Origin of the sequence: Streptomyces sp. WM6386 (genome assembly GCF_000972385.1) — a bacterium.
In the GTDB taxonomy this organism is placed as follows: Bacteria; Actinomycetota; Actinomycetes; order Streptomycetales; family Streptomycetaceae; genus Streptomyces.
In genome coordinates this window covers 38,257-52,454 of record NZ_JXTE01000046.1, presented here as the reverse complement: position 1 = coordinate 52,454, position 14,198 = coordinate 38,257, and the positions used below count along the sequence as shown (strand labels likewise).

General features: G+C 70.0%; 13 protein-coding genes. 3 read left to right on the top strand and 10 right to left on the bottom strand.

The window, feature by feature from the left end; all coding sequences use genetic code 11:
* The first annotated feature begins 163 nt into the window (after positions 1-163).
* Genes TN53_RS26000 through TN53_RS25990 form a run of 3 tightly spaced genes read left to right on the top strand, consistent with a single transcriptional unit; the run spans position 164 to position 2,091 of the window.
* On the top strand, positions 164-685 hold the full coding sequence (locus tag TN53_RS26000; RefSeq protein WP_046261077.1) for a hypothetical protein: 522 nt from the start codon (positions 164-166) through the stop codon (positions 683-685).
* Positions 682-1,158 (top strand): ferritin-like domain-containing protein, encoded by a 477-nt coding sequence (locus TN53_RS25995; RefSeq protein ID WP_046261076.1) that lies wholly within the window; start codon positions 682-684, stop codon positions 1,156-1,158. The genes TN53_RS26000 and TN53_RS25995 overlap by 4 nt, the downstream gene beginning before the upstream one ends.
* A gap of 27 nt (positions 1,159-1,185) precedes the next feature.
* Complete coding sequence (locus TN53_RS25990) at positions 1,186-2,091, top strand: aminoglycoside phosphotransferase family protein (protein ID WP_046261075.1); 906 nt, start codon at positions 1,186-1,188, stop codon at positions 2,089-2,091.
* 55 nt (positions 2,092-2,146) lie between these two features.
* On the opposite strand, the gene TN53_RS25985 is transcribed toward TN53_RS25990, so the two are convergent.
* From TN53_RS25985 to TN53_RS25945, 10 genes are all read right to left on the bottom strand, one after another.
* The gene (locus tag TN53_RS25985) at positions 2,147-3,850 is read right to left on the bottom strand and encodes a proline--tRNA ligase (protein WP_046261074.1); all 1,704 of its coding nucleotides are present in this window, start codon (positions 3,848-3,850) and stop codon (positions 2,147-2,149) included.
* 73 nt (positions 3,851-3,923) lie between these two features.
* Entirely contained in the window at positions 3,924-4,493 is a 570-nt protein-coding gene (locus tag TN53_RS25980; RefSeq protein ID WP_046261073.1) for a GNAT family N-acetyltransferase, read from the bottom strand.
* Between the two features lie 120 nt (positions 4,494-4,613).
* Complete coding sequence (locus TN53_RS25975; protein ID WP_046261072.1) at positions 4,614-5,462, bottom strand: GNAT family N-acetyltransferase; 849 nt, start codon at positions 5,460-5,462, stop codon at positions 4,614-4,616.
* Positions 5,463-5,692: 230 nt separating this feature from the next.
* A complete protein-coding gene (ispG, locus tag TN53_RS25970; RefSeq protein WP_046261071.1) occupies positions 5,693-6,850 on the bottom strand; it encodes a flavodoxin-dependent (E)-4-hydroxy-3-methylbut-2-enyl-diphosphate synthase in 1,158 nt (385 codons plus the stop codon).
* Between the two features lie 169 nt (positions 6,851-7,019).
* Positions 7,020-7,340, bottom strand: a complete 321-nt coding sequence (locus tag TN53_RS49610) for a transposase (protein WP_095046729.1) — start codon at positions 7,338-7,340, stop codon at positions 7,020-7,022.
* A 364-nt stretch (positions 7,341-7,704) separates the two neighbouring features.
* Positions 7,705-8,997: a M50 family metallopeptidase gene (locus TN53_RS25965; protein ID WP_199924652.1), complete on the bottom strand. Its 1,293-nt coding sequence runs from the start codon at positions 8,995-8,997 to the stop codon at positions 7,705-7,707.
* An 8-nt stretch (positions 8,998-9,005) separates the two neighbouring features.
* Complete coding sequence (gene dxr, locus TN53_RS25960) at positions 9,006-10,211, bottom strand: 1-deoxy-D-xylulose-5-phosphate reductoisomerase (RefSeq protein ID WP_046261069.1); 1,206 nt, start codon at positions 10,209-10,211, stop codon at positions 9,006-9,008.
* Between the two features lie 383 nt (positions 10,212-10,594).
* A complete protein-coding gene (locus tag TN53_RS25955; protein WP_046261068.1) occupies positions 10,595-12,526 on the bottom strand; it encodes an acyl-CoA dehydrogenase family protein in 1,932 nt (643 codons plus the stop codon).
* 103 nt (positions 12,527-12,629) lie between these two features.
* The gene (locus tag TN53_RS25950; RefSeq protein ID WP_046261067.1) at positions 12,630-13,439 is read right to left on the bottom strand and encodes a GH12 family glycosyl hydrolase domain-containing protein; all 810 of its coding nucleotides are present in this window, start codon (positions 13,437-13,439) and stop codon (positions 12,630-12,632) included.
* Positions 13,440-13,497: 58 nt separating this feature from the next.
* Positions 13,498-13,713 (bottom strand): hypothetical protein, encoded by a 216-nt coding sequence (locus TN53_RS25945; RefSeq protein WP_046261066.1) that lies wholly within the window; start codon positions 13,711-13,713, stop codon positions 13,498-13,500.
* Between the last annotated feature and the right edge of the window lie 485 nt (positions 13,714-14,198).

The following is a 14,198-nucleotide window of genomic DNA, read 5'->3' as shown; positions in this document are numbered from 1 at the left end:
CAAAGGGTATCCGGTCCAAAGGTGTGTTGCCGTCCACCGTGCGGCGACCGGGGGTCCGCAGCGGTGCCGATGAGGGGTTGTGGACCGGGACGCGGGTACCGTGATCACCGGCGGGCCGCCTTCCCGCCCATGTGTTCGTACGAGCCCCCCGAGGACGTCTGCCGTGCCGTACCCCCCGCCGCCGCGCACCCCCTCGGGGCCGTGCCGAAGAACAATCCTCGCCTCGGCCGCCGGTGCCGCCCTGCTGGTGGGCTGCTCCTCCGGTTCCGATGAGACCGAGGAGAGCACCGGAGGCAGTCCCTCGGTCGCCGAGCGGGCACGCACGCGTGCGGCGCGGGACAGCCGGGGGATCGTCGAACGGTACGACGCGGTGATCGCCGCGTATCCGGGGCTCGCGGAGCGGCTGGGGGTGCTGCGGGCGCAGGCCGTGCGGCATGTGGAGGCGTTCGGCGGCACGACGGCGGTGACCGGTTCGGCGTCGCCCACCGTCGGCTCCCCCGCCCCCTCCGTCGTACCCGGCACCGAGAAGGACGCCCTCGCCGGGCTCGCCACCGCCGAGCGGTCGCTCGCGGACGCCCGGGCGAAGTCGCTCCTCGAGGTGCCGGGCGAGCTGGCCCGGCTGCTGGCCTCCGTGGCGGCGGCCGGGGCGGCGCACGCGTATCTGCTGACGGAGGCGGCGAAGTGAGCGACGAGCAGGACAAGCGTGAGCTGGCAGCGCTCCAGTCGGCACTGGCGGCCGAGCATGCCGCCGTGTACGGGTACGGGGTCGTCGGCGGGCGGATCCGTGAGGGGCGGCGTAGCGAGGCGAAGTCGGCCTACGACGCCCATCGCGCCCGGCGCGACGCACTCGCCCGTGAGGTGCGGGATCTGGGCGGCACCCCGGCGGCAGCGGCGGCGGGGTACGCGCTGCCGTTCCCGGTGCTGGACTCGGACGCGGCCGTACGGCTGGCCGCCGAGCTGGAGGACCGGGTCGCCGGGGTGTACTCCGACCTGGTGCGGGCAACCGTGGACGGGCGGCGCTCCATGGGCGCCGAGGCGCTGCGGGAGGCGGCGGTGCGGGCGGTGCGCTGGCGCGGGGAGAGCGTAGCCTTCCCTGGTCTCGCCGAACGGGCGGCGACCGCGTCGGCCTCGCCGACTGCGGCAACACCCACGGCGTAACGGGTACGGGAAGGGAACTGCTCGCGTATGGCTTTCGAACCGCCACAGCGTCTGGTGAGGGCGCTCGGTGAGACGGCACCTGGTGACGGCTGGTTGGAGAAGCTGCCCGAGGCGGCTCGGCAGGCCGTCGCGCTACGCGAGTCGACCGTGGAGCGGGTGCAGGTGCCGGGCGGCCGCAGCAGCCTCGTCGTGCTGGTCCGGCGGTTCGACGGCACCCCCGCCGTGCTCAAGCTGGCCCCGCCGCGGTGCCGGCCGGAGGCCGAGCGGGCGGCGCTGGCGCACTGGGGTGGGCTGGGTGCGGTGCAGTTGCTCGACGAGCCGGTGACCGAGGGGGTGCTGCTGCTGGAGCGGCTGCATCCCGATGTGTCGGTGCGGTCGTTGCCGGAGGCGAAGGCGCTGTTGGAGGCGGCGGGGACGTTGCGGCGGTTGTGGGTGGAGCCACCTGGCGACGGGAACGCCCAGGTCTTCGAGACGGTGGCCGAGCGGACCGGGCGGCAGGCCGAGGCGATGCGGGCGACCGCGTCGGGCCGGGCCGAGGTAGCGCCGCTTGTCGATGCGGCGCTGGCCGCTCGCTCGGAGTTGCTGGTGGCTCCGCCGGAGTCGCGGTTGCTGCATGGGACGTTTCGGCAGAGCAAGGTGCTGGCGGGTGAGCGGTCTCCGTGGCTGGCCGTGGGGCCGGATCCGGTGGTCGGTGAGTGTGCGTTCGATCTGGCTCGGTTGGTCAGGGATCGGGTCGAGGATCTGATTGCCCAGCCGTCGGGGGCGGCGATTACTCGGCGTCGGATCAAGCGGCTTGCCGAGTCCTTGGATGTGGATCAGGAGCGGTTGCGGGGGTGGACGCTCTTCCGCGCCGTGGAGTCGGGGGTTCGGGCGCGGCGGGTCGGCCGGCTTCAGGATGCTGAGTTGTTGCTGGAGTTTGCCGGGTGGCTTTAGGGACCCCGTCTGTGAGTCCCCTATGGGGACTCACAGACGTTTCTGAGGAGTTTCTTCAGGCGCTGAGGCGGGCGATCGCCTCGTCCACCGTCAGTTCCTCGCGCTCGCCGGTCCGGCGGTCCTTGAGCTCCAGGACGCCCTCGGCGGAGCGGCGGCCCGCGACGAGGATCTTCGGTACGCCGATCAGCTCGGCGTCCGTGAACTTCACGCCCGGGGAGACGCCGGCCCGGTCGTCGACCAGGACCCGCAGGCCGGCCGCGCGCAGCTTCTCGGAGACGTCGAGAGCCAGCTCGGTCTGGAGGGCCTTGCCGGCGGCGACGACGTGGACGTCGGCCGGGGCGACCTCGGCCGGCCAGCACAGGCCCTGCTCGTCGGCGCTCTGCTCGGCGATGGCCGCGACCGCGCGGGTGACGCCGATGCCGTAGGAGCCCATGGTCACGCGGACCGGCTTGCCCTGCTGGCCGAGGACGTCGAGCTTGAGGGCGTCGGCGTACTTGCGGCCCAGCTGGAAGATGTGGCCGATCTCGATGGCGCGGTCCAGCTTGAGGCCGGTGCCGCACTTGGGGCACGGGTCGCCGTCCTGGACGACCACGACGTCGACGTACTCACCGACCTCGAAGTCACGGCCCACGACGACGTTCCTGGTGTGCGTGTTCGTCTTGTTGGCGCCCGTGATCCAGGCGGTGCCCGGGGCCACGCGCGGGTCGGCGATGTACTTGACCTTCTCGCCCAGCCCCTGCGGGCCGACGTAGCCACGGACCAGGTCCGGGCGGCCCGCGAAGTCGGCCTCGGTGACCATCTCGACGACCGCCGGGGCGAAGTGCGCCTCGACCTTGCCCATGTCGACCTCACGGTCGCCGGGGACACCGACCGCCACGATCTCGCCGTCGACCTTCACCAGGAGGTTCTTGAGGGTGGCGGAGGCCTCGACACCGAGGTGGGCGGCGAGGGTCTCGATGGTGGGGGTGTCGGGGGTCGGGATGTCCTCGGCGGCGGGGACGTCGGTGGCGTCCACGGGCTGGAGCTCGTACGAGATCGCTTCGGTGTTGGCCGCGAAGTCGCAGTTCGGGCAGTCGGCGAAGGTGTCCTCGCCGGCGCCGGCCGGAGCGAGGAACTCCTCGGACTTGGAGCCGCCCATCGCGCCCGCGGTGGCGGCGCAGATGCGGTAGTCGAGGCCGAGGCGCGTGAAGATCTTCTGGTAGGCCTCGCGGTGCAGCGCGTAGGACTGGGCCAGGCCCTCGTCCTCGGTGTCGAAGGAGTACGAGTCCTTCATGAGGAACTCGCGGCCGCGCAGGACTCCGGCCCGCGGGCGGGCCTCGTCCCGGTACTTGTTCTGGATCTGGTAGAGGATGACCGGCAGGTCCTTGTAGGAGGACGCCTGGTCCTTCACCAGCAGGGTGAAGATCTCCTCGTGGGTCGGGCCGAGGAGGTAGTCGCCGCCCTTGCGGTCCTGGAGGCGGAACAGCTCGGGGCCGTACTCCTCCCAGCGGCCGGTCGCCTCGTAGGGCTCGCGCGGCAGAATGGCGGGAAGCAGCACCTCCTGGGCGCCGATCGCGTCCATCTCCTCACGGACGATCCGTTCCACATTGCGCAGAACCCGCATGCCGAGGGGCAGCCAGCTCCAGATGCCGGCCGCGGTGCGGCGGACGTAGCCGGCGCGGACGAGGAGCTTGTGGCTGAGGACCTCGGCGTCCGCCGGGTCGTCGCGCAGCGTCTTCGCCATCAACTGGGACATGCGCTGGACCGGTGCGTTGGCCATGGTTCTCGTACTCCTGCCGGATAAGGGTGATGGCTAGGAGGTTAGCCGGGGGTCCGGTTGTGGCGGAAATCGGTTAACGGCGGCGCAGCGGCAGGGGGGCGCCCATCACCGCGTACGGCTTGGGGGCGCTGGGGAACAGGACCTGGCGGGCCAGGTCCTGGTAGCCGAGGGAGTGGTAGAGGCCGCGGGCCGGGCTGTCGGTGTCGATCGCGGAGAGGATCGAGCGGGGTTCGCGGGCGCCGTCCGTGATGGTGGTGATCAGGGAGCGGCCCACGCCGCGGTTCTGGTAGTGCGGGTGGACGTGGAGTTCCGTGATCACGAAGGAGTCGTCCAGCCAGATGTCGTGGCCCTGCGCGCGGAGGTAGGGCTCCACGACCGTGGACCACCAGTGGGTGCGGTCGTTGGGCATGCCGTAGACGAAGCCCACGAGGCTGGGGCCGGCGGTTGCGCCGAGCGCTCTCGCACCGGGGTACGTCATGTGACGGAGGACGATCTGGCGGCGTACGGCTACTTCGTCGGGGCCGAGTCCGAAGGCGAGGGCTTGGACGGCGAGGGCTTCGTCGACGTGGGTGGAGAGGTCGAGGGGGCCGATCACTACGTCGTCGTCGGGGTGGCGGCGGTGTCCGTGACCGGGGAAGCGCATGTGGGGATCGTATAGGGGGGTGCGCGTTCTTGGTCGGGTGCGGGTTGTCCGTGGTCGGCCGCGCGGTTTCCCGCGCCCCGGGGCCGATGCCCCCAAGGGCGTTTGCCGGAAGGGGGTTTCTCAGAACAGGACGCTCATGAAGGCGCCGACCTCCTGGAAGCCCACCCTCCTGTACGTCCTTCTCGCCGACGTGTTGAAGTCGTTCACGTACAGGCTCACCACCGGGGCCACGTCCGCCAGCGCGTAGCGCAGGACCGCCGCCATGCCCGGGGCCGCCAGGCCCCTCCCCCGGTACTCGGGGGCCACCCACACGCCCTGGATCTGGCAGGCCTTGGTCGTGGCAGCGCCGATCTCGGCCTTGAAGACGACCTTGCCGTCGGCGTCGAGCCGGGCGAACGAGCGGCCGGAGCCGACGAGTTCGGCGACCCTCGCCTGGTAGAGGAGGCCGCCGTCGCCGGCCAGCGGGGAGACGCCGACCTCTTCGGTGAACATCGCCACGCACGCCGGCATGATCGTTTCCATCTCGTCCTTGCGGACGCGGCGGACGTAGGGATCCGGGGCGATGTCGGTGGGCATACGGTCGGTGACCATGAGGGGCTGGCGCGGGCGGACGTCACGGGCCGGGCCCCAGCTGGGTTCGAGGAGGCGCCAGAGTTCGGCGGTGGGTTCGGCCGGGCCGACGATCGAGGAGCAGCGGCGGCCCGCCCTGCGAGCGCGGTCGGCGAAGGCGCGGACGGCTCGGGGGGTGGCGCAGATGGGGACCAGGTTGGCGCCGGCGTAGCAGAGGGACGTCAGCATGCCGTCCTCGTACCAGCCCCACATCTCGCCGCCGAGCCGCCAGGGGTCGAGGCCGGCGACCTGTACGCGGGATGTCACGAAGGCGTTCGCGACCGGGGCGCGGTCGAGGACGGCGAGCGCGGCGTCCAGGTCGCTCGGTTCGAGGACCCGGGAGGTCGTCTGGGTCAACACGGGCGGGGCCTCACACTGGGGACTGCTGATCTCCGCACTGTACCTGCGGAAGCTGAGCCATGCCGCCCAGTGGAGGGTGCCGTTGTTTTCATGTGCGGGGCGTGGGGGGTGCCGGGCGCCTATGAGCTCGGGGGCTGCGGTGCGTCGGCGGCTGCGGGTCGTGCGGGCTGGTCGCGCAGTTCCCCGCGCCCCTGGAGTGCTGGGGCCTGCGGCCCTCAGCCCTCCAGCCTTCAGCCCGCGACCGCCACCGACGGCTCGCCCGATGCCACGCCGTCCGCTTCCATCTGTTCGGCCAGCTTCATGGCTTCCTCGATGAGGGTCTCGACGATCTTGGACTCGGGGACGGTCTTGATGACCTCGCCCTTGACGAAGATCTGTCCCTTGCCGTTGCCGGAGGCGACGCCGAGGTCGGCCTCTCGGGCCTCGCCGGGGCCGTTCACCACACAGCCCATGACGGCGACGCGCAGCGGGACCTCCATGCCGGTGAGGCCTGCCGTGACCTCTTCGGCCAGCTTGTAGACGTCGACCTGGGCGCGGCCGCAGGACGGGCAGGAGACGATCTCCAGGCCGCGCTGCCTGAGGTTCAGGGACTCCAGGATCTGGTTGCCGACCTTGACCTCCTCGACCGGAGGAGCGCTCAACGACACCCGGATCGTGTCGCCGATGCCCTGGGACAGCAGCGCGCCGAACGCCACCGCCGACTTGATCGTGCCCTGGAACGCCGGGCCCGCCTCGGTGACGCCGAGGTGGAGGGGGTAGTCGCACTGGGCGGCGAGCTGCTTGTACGCCTCGATCATCACGACCGGGTCGTTGTGCTTCACCGAGATCTTGATGTCCCGGAAGTCGTGCTCCTCGAAGAGGGACGCCTCCCACAGGGCCGACTCGACCAGGGCCTCGGGGGTCGCCTTGCCGTACTTCTGGAGGAGGCGGCGGTCCAGAGAGCCCGCGTTCACGCCGATGCGGATCGGGGTGCCGTGGTCCCTCGCCGCCTTCGCGATCTCCTTGACCTTGTCGTCGAACTGCTTGATGTTGCCGGGGTTCACCCGGACCGCGGCACAGCCGGCCTCGATGGCCGCGAAGACGTACTTGGGCTGGAAGTGGATGTCCGCGATGACCGGGAGCTGGGACTTGCGGGCGATGGTGGAGAGGGCGTCGGCGTCGTCCTGGGTGGGGCAGGCCACCCGGACGATCTGGCAGCCGGAGGCCGTCAGCTCGGCGATCTGCTGGAGGGTCGCGCCGATGTCCGACGTACGGGTCGTGGTCATCGACTGCACGGACACCGGGGCGTCTCCACCGACCGCGACGGAGCCGACCTGGATCTGCCGGCTCTTACGGCGCTCGGCAACCCTGGTCGGAACGGACGGCATGCCGAGAGAAATCGCAGTCATCTGCTGTGCAACCCCAAGTCGTGGATCAAGGTCCGGTTCCCGTACGCAGCGGGCTCCAGGCTTCGAGATTACGGCACGCGCCGAGGCCCCGGCACATCCCGCCGATCAACCCACACGAACGGGGACGGCCCGGCACACAGCGTGCCGGGCCGCCACGAACGCCGTGTGGCTAGGAGATTCTCACCGGGTTAACCACGCCCGGATCGCTTTGGAACCTCAACTCCGGAGCGTTCCTGTAGCCCAACACCGGGGTGCCCCCGCCTGCCTCGTTCAGCAGCTCCATGATCTCCGTCCACATGCCGTCCGCCAACCAGGTCCGCTGCCGAGGACGAACCTTCCCCGAGGGACCGAACCGCGCCGGAAGATCGCGCCACAGGATCCCCGTGCGCAGACGGTGAGCATCCCCTCCAAGGCAGCCCGCAGGTCCAGCGGTGACCGAAAATGGTGCGCCCTGTACTTGGAACGCAACAGCTCTTCGATACGAGCCCACGGGCTGTCCGTGGGATCAACAGGAACGAGTGTCCCGGTGCGCTCATGCCACTGCATGGTCGAGCACTTCGTCCCCTCGCGGTACCGAAACTCCGCGGCCACGATGTCGACGCACACCTTGAGCGCGTCGAACAGGCAACGCTGCTCAGCCGCTGTGAGCGACCGGACGTCCAGGTCGCTCGTCCCCATGACAGCCGCCAGCCGGGCATCCGTGTCGACTCGGGTCCTCAGCTCCGCCAACCAGTCCCGCGCATGGGCCAAAACCCTTCCCAAAACCCCAGGGTGTTGGCGCACCGCTGGGGTCACCCATGAACAGCAAGAACGGGCGCGGCGCGACTACCGCGATGACAGAAAATGACAGATTCTCAGCTGATTTTGACCGGATTAACGACATCTGCCACCAGGACCAGCAGGGTAAAGCAAATAAAGATCCCCGCAACCACATAAGCCACCGGCATCAGCTTCGCCACGTCGAACGGCCCCGGGTCCGGGCGGCGGAGCACCTTGGCCACGTTCCGCCTCAGCGACTCCCACAGGGCGCCCGCGATATGGCCGCCGTCGAGCGGCAGTAGCGGGAGCATGTTGAAGAGGAACAGGGAGAGGTTGAAGCCGGCCAGCAGCATCACGAACATCGCGAGCGCTTGCGAGGCCGGGATGTCCAGTGTCGCGATCTCACCGCCCACCCGGGCCGCGCCGACCACGCCCATCGGGGAGTCCGGCTCGCGCTGGCCGTCGCCGAAGGCGGCGTCCCACAGGGCCGGGATCTTGGAGGGCAGGGCGGCGAGGGAGTCGACGGCGTCGCCCACCCGGTCCGTCATCCAGACCACCGAGTCGCCGAAGTCCTGCTTGACGACGCCGGTGGCGGAGCTGAAGCCGAGGAAGCCCGCCTTGACGTACTCGCCCTCGACATACGTGCCGTTGGAGTCCTTCTTCGCGACGAGGTTGGTGGCGATCTTCGCCTGGAGGGGGACCTCCTTGCCGTCCCGGTCGACGACGATCGCCACGGTCTTGCCTGCGCTGTCGCGGATGAGGTCGGAGAGGGTGTCCCAGTTGTCGGTCCGCACGCCGGCGAAGGAGACGATCCTGTCGCCCTTCTTCATGCCGGCCGCCGCGGCCGGGGAGGCCGCGTCGGTCTTCTTGCACGTGTCGCGGTTCTCGCTCTGGGAGATCACGCAGGGGGAGACCGAGGCGACGTCGGTGGTCTGCTGCTGGATGCCGAAGCCCATCAGGACCGTCAGGAACAGGGCGACCGCGAGGATCAGGTTCATGAACGGGCCCGCGAACATCACGATGACCCGTTTCCAGGGCTTGCGGGTGTAGAACATCCGCTTCTCGTCACCCGGCTGGAGTTCCTCGTACGCGGCCGAGCGGGCGTCCTCGATCATGCCGCGCCAGGGCGAGGTGGAGCGGGCCTCCAGCTTGCCGTCGGCGCCCGGCGGGAACATGCCGATCATGCGGATGTAGCCGCCGAACGGGATGGCCTTGACCCCGTACTCGGTCTCGCCCTTGTTCCTCGACCAGATGGTCGGGCCGAAGCCGACCATGTACTGCGGCACCCGGATGCCGAAGAGCTTGGCCGTGGACAGGTGCCCCAGCTCGTGCCACGCGATCGACACCAGCAGGCCGAAGGCGAAGACCACTATGCCGAGGATGAACATCAGGGTCGTCATGCACGGGCCTCCGCCGTCTGTGCTGCCAGTTCCCGGGCCCGGGTGCGCGCCCAGGTCTCCGCTTCGAGGACGTCCGACACGGTGAGTGAGGTTCCCGTGGCCGGCGTGCCGTGTTCGTCCACCACGCGCGTCACGGTCTCCATGATCCCGTTGAACGGCAGCGCGCCGGCCCGGAAGGCCTCCACGCACTCCTCGTTGGCGGCATTGAACACTGCCGGGGCCGTGCCCGCGAGCTCCCCCACGTGCCTCGCAAGGTTGACCGAAGGAAACGCGTCGTTGTCGAGCGGGAAGAACTCCCACGTCGACGCCTTGCTCCAGTCGAACGCGGGGGCCGCGTCGGGGACGCGTTCCGGCCAGCCGAGGCCGATGGCGATGGGCCCGCGCATGTCGGGGGGCGTCGCCTGGGCGATTGTCGATCCGTCCGTGAACTCAACCATCGAGTGGACATACGACTGGGGATGCACGACCACCTCAATGCGGTCGAAGGGAATGTCGTAGAGGAGGTGTGCCTCGATGACCTCCAGGCCCTTGTTGACGAGGGTCGCGGAGTTGATCGTGATCACCGGGCCCATGGCCCAGGTGGGGTGGGCGAGGGCCTCCTCGACGGTCACCTGGGCGAGGTCGGCTTTGGTTCGGCCGCGGAAGGGGCCGCCGGAAGCGGTCACGACCAGCTTGCGTACGTCGGCCCGCGTGCCGGACGCCAGCGACTGGAACAGCGCCGCGTGCTCGGAGTCGACCGGGATGATCTGCCCGGGCTTGGCGAGGGCCTTGACCAGCGGGCCGCCGACGATGAGCGACTCCTTGTTGGCGAGCGCGAGGGTGCGGCCCGCCTCCAGGGCGGCGAGGGTCGGGGCGAGGCCGATGGAGCCCGTGATGCCGTTCAGCACGGTGTGGCTGTCGGAGGCGGCGACCTGGGTGGCCGCGTCCGGTCCGGCGAGGATCTCGGGGAGCGGCTCGCCCGTGCCGTAGAGGCTTGTCAGGGCCTCGCGCAGCTGCGGTACGACGTCCTCGCGGGCGACCGCGACGGTCCGCACCCCGAGCCGGTGCGCCTGCTCGGCGAGGAGGGCGACCCGGCCGCCGTTGGCGGAGAGCGCGGTGACGCGGAAGCGGTCCGGGTTGCGCAGGACGAGGTCGATGGCCTGGGTCCCGATCGACCCGGTGGAGCCGAGGATCACCACGTCCTTGGGGCCGTCGCCCGCCACGGGGTCGTAGACGAGGTGCGGGTCGGCGAGGGCGCGGGCCGGAAGCCCCGTCGTCCGCCCGGAGGGCGGGCCCTGCGCCCGCCGCGGAGCGGCTGATGTCGCCGGTAGGTGCGTGCTCTCGGCGTGCCGGGCGTTGACCCTCGTACTGGATGTACTTGGGTCAGCGCCCGGTGCGGCGAAGGGGGTCCCCCCGTCCGAGCCGTGCGTAGCAGGTTCGAGGATGGGGGCGCGTGCATGGCGTCGCGGGGCAGACGGGGCTTCCGGCCCGTGCCCTCGAGGGGCTGGACTGTCGCTCATCCCCCCATTGTCGCCGTAAGGACGGTGTGTGAGGACAGCGCGTCCCTCGAAGGAGGTTTCCCGGGGGGCGCGCTGTCATGGGCCGGTCAGCGGATCGGGCGGTGGACGTTCTCCTTCTCCGAAGCTCCCGGTGTGGCGTCGGCGATCCACGGGCCCTCGCCGGACGGGTCGACGATGCCCTCCTCCAGCCATTCGTAGGTGCCGGACATGACGCCCTTGACGACCTTGCGGTCCAGGTCGTCGGTGTTGGTCCACAGGCGGCCGAAGAGTTCCTCGACGCGGATGCGGGACTGCCGGCAGAAGGCGTCGGCGAGTTGGTAGGCCTCGCGGCCGTGGCCCTCGGTGGTGCGCAGGAGCTCGGCGCGTACGCAGACCGCGCTCATCGCGAAGAGTTCCGCGCCGATGTCGACGATCCGGCCGAGGAAGCCCTGCTTGGTCTCCATGCGGCCCTGCCAGCGGGACATGGCGTAGAAGGTGGAGCGGGCGAGCTTGCGGGCCGTGCGTTCGACGTAGCGGAGATGGACCGAGAGGTCGACCTCGCGTTTGAATTCGTTGTACGAGTACGGGAGTTGACCCTGGCCCGCCACCAGTTTCGGCAGCCACTTGGCGTAGAAGGCACCTGCCTGCGCGCCTGCCTTCGCCTTGTCCGACAGGGACTTCTCCGGGTCGATCAGGTCGCCGGCGACGGAGAGGTGGGCGTCGACCGCCTCGCGGGCGATCAGGAGGTGCATGATCTCCGTCGAACCTTCGAAGATGCGGTTGATACGGAGGTCGCGCAGGACCTGCTCGGCCGGGACCGCACGTTCGCCGCGGGCCGCCAGGGAGGCCGCCGTCTCGAAGCCGCGGCCGCCGCGGATCTGAACCAGTTCGTCGGCCATGAGCCAGGCCATCTCGGAGGAGAAGAGCTTGGCCAGGGCGCCTTCGATGCGGATGTCGTTCCTGTTCTCGTCGGCCATCTGGCTGGAAAGGTCCAGTACGGCCTCCAGGGCGAAGGTCGTCGCCGCGATGAAGCTGATCTTCGCGCCGACGGCCTCGTGGTCGGCGATCGGCTTGCCCCACTGCTCACGGGCCGCCGACCATTCGCGGGCGATCTTCAGGCACCACTTGCCGGCCGCGACACAGGAGGCGGGCAGTGAGAGGCGGCCGGTGTTGAGGGTGGTCAGCGCGATCTTGAGGCCGGCGCCCTCCGGGCCGATGCGGTTCGCCGCCGGGACCCTGACCTGGTGGAAGCGGGTGACGCCGTTCTCGATGCCGCGCAGGCCCATGAAGGCGTTGCGGTTCTCGACGGTGACGCCGGGTGAGTTGCTCTCGACGACGAAGGCGGTGATGCCGCCCTTGTGGCCCTCGCTCTTGGGGACCCGGGCCATCACGACGAGCAGGTCGGCGACGACTCCGTTGGTGGTCCAGAGCTTCACTCCGTCGAGGACGTAGTCGTCCCCGTCCGGCACCGCGCTCGTGGCGAGCCGCGCCGGGTCGGAGCCGACGTCCGGCTCGGTGAGGAGGAAGGCGCTGATGTCGGTGCGGGCGCAGCGGGGCAGGAAGGTGTCCTTCTGCTCCTGGGTGCCGAACAGCTTCAGCGGTTGGGGGACGCCGATGGACTGGTGGGCGGAGAGCAGTACGCCGATCGCGGGGCTGGCCGAGCCCGCGAGGGCCAGTGCCTTGTTGTAGTACACCTGGGTGAGGCCGAGGCCGCCGTACTTGGTGTCGATCTTCATGCCGAGGGCGCCGAGCTCCTTGAGGCCGGCGATGACCTCGTCGGGGATCTGGGCCTCGCGCTCGATGAGGGCGCCGTCCACCTTGCTCTCGCAGAAGTCGCGGAGCTTGGCGAGGAACTCCTCGCCGCGCTGGGCGTCCTCGTCGGGCGGCATGGGGTGGGGATGGATGAGATCGAGCCGGAAACGGCCGAGGAACAGTTCCTTGGCGAAGCTGGGCTTGCGCCAGTCCTGCTCCCGGGCCGCTTCGGCCACCTGACGGGCCTCACGCTCGGTGACGACAGGCTTCTGTTGTGGTGCGGACATGAGGGCCACCTCACCGCGAATCGGGATCATGGTTACCGACCGGTGCTACTCGATCGTATGTACCCGATACCGAGCGTGGCCACCACCCCTGGGACGCGGCCGTTCAGCCGATGTTGACGGAGTACGCCTTGGTGTCAAGGCGTCCGGTGCCCTTGAATACCTCGGTGCCGGACTCGATGCCGGAGACGTACTTGTCGTTGCTGAGGAGCTTGCGCCGGACGAGGGCCTGGGTGAAGTCGTCGAGGTCGAGGGAGGCCTTGGTGGTGTTGGTGCGGCGGACGAAGGAGTAGACCTTCCAGCCGATGTCGCCCTGGTAGATGTCCCACATGGCGCCGCCGAGGCTGACGGATCCGTACTTGCTGCCGAGGGGTCCGGCGCCGCCCTGCCGGTTGAGCCAGATCATGATCTCGTCGGTGGGCTGGTCCTGCCAGTCGGCGGTGTTCTTGTTGTGCAGCCACAGGTCGTAGGCGACGTTCATGACGCCGGGGTTAGAGCTGACCGTGAACTCCCAGCTGGTCTTCACCGGTTTGCGGTCGCCGACGCGGATCGGCAGACCGGTGGAGGACTTGTCGACCTTCCAGCCCCAGTGCCAGCCGAGGACGCTGGACGCGTAGGACTTCACGTCGTAGTCCTTGCCGTTGCCGCTGTTGGCCAGGCTGTAGTTCGTACCCCACGAAATGGTCGATCCCGACCGGGAGTTGTCCCAGACGCACTGCGTACCGGTGGCCTTCTCCCGGTTCCAGACGTTGTTGTTCACGTAGTACTTGCCGAGCGTGATCGTGTCGAAGTCCGTGCACTTCTTGCTCGGCTCGTCCGCCTGCGCGACGGTCACACCGACGGCCGCGGCAAGCGCGACCGTGCCGGAGACGAGAGTCTTCGCCTTCTTGGAGAAGCGGGGGCGGCGGTGCTGCATGGGGCGGGTCCTCACGAAGGGGGTGATCGATTACGTCCCTTCAGTGGGCGCCGGGGCGTCAAAGGTTGCCGTCGCTCTGGAGGACTCCGCCCGTCCGGGGGAAGACGTAGCCGGCCGCGAGCAGCGGGGGTGGGGCCGGTTCGTCGATGAGGGCGCGGTTGCTCTTCCAGGTCCAGCTCTGGAGGCGGTCGTCGCGTCGGATGACGGCCGGGTCCTTGCCCAGGGCCGTCAGGTAGACCGTGGGGCCGTCGATGGTCGTACCGCCGTGCAGCACACGGCCCTTCGAACCGGTGCCGGTGTCCTCGGGGTCGAGGCTCCACGGGGTGCGGCCGGTGCGCAGGTCGAGGCGGAGGACGCCGCGCCCGGCGAGGACCGCGGTGCCGTCGGCGGCGGCGACGGTGCGCCGGGTCGGGCCGTTGTACTGGACGTCGAGCGCGGTGGTGGACAGGGTGCGGCTCCACAGGGGGCGCCGGTGGTGGCGCGGTACGCCGTCACCTCGTCGTTCTCCCTCCCGGCTGGGTCAGCGTCAGTCCGTACTCGGGTCGCACGATGCCGAAGTCGACGAACCCGGCAGCGCCTGCGCCCCGCCCTCGTCGAGCAGCGCGACGGCCCGGTGCGGGCCGATCCACCGGCCGGGCTCCCCCGATTCCGTTCCGTGGCCCCCAGCGATCGGCCATGGTAGGGAGGAACCCCACACCCCGGAAGAGCCGCCGGGAGGCCCGAAGGGGAGCCCGTACCAACTCGATGTCGAAGCGCTTC

Excerpts from the sequence above, each read along its gene's own strand:
- TN53_RS25950 (WP_046261067.1), bottom strand. The coding sequence starts at position 13,439 with ATGCAGCACCGCCGCCCCCGCTTCTCCAAGAAGGCGAAGACTCTCGTC.
- TN53_RS25955 (WP_046261068.1), bottom strand. The coding sequence starts at position 12,526 with ATGTCCGCACCACAACAGAAGCCTGTCGTCACCGAGCGTGAGGCCCGT.
- TN53_RS25985 (WP_046261074.1), bottom strand. The coding sequence starts at position 3,850 with ATGGCCAACGCACCGGTCCAGCGCATGTCCCAGTTGATGGCGAAGACG.
- TN53_RS25990 (WP_046261075.1), top strand. The coding sequence starts at position 1,186 with ATGGCTTTCGAACCGCCACAGCGTCTGGTGAGGGCGCTCGGTGAGACG.
- TN53_RS25980 (WP_046261073.1), bottom strand. The coding sequence starts at position 4,493 with ATGCGCTTCCCCGGTCACGGACACCGCCGCCACCCCGACGACGACGTA.
- TN53_RS25965 (WP_199924652.1), bottom strand. The coding sequence starts at position 8,997 with ATGTTCATCCTCGGCATAGTGGTCTTCGCCTTCGGCCTGCTGGTGTCG.
- ispG (WP_046261071.1), bottom strand. The coding sequence starts at position 6,850 with ATGACTGCGATTTCTCTCGGCATGCCGTCCGTTCCGACCAGGGTTGCC.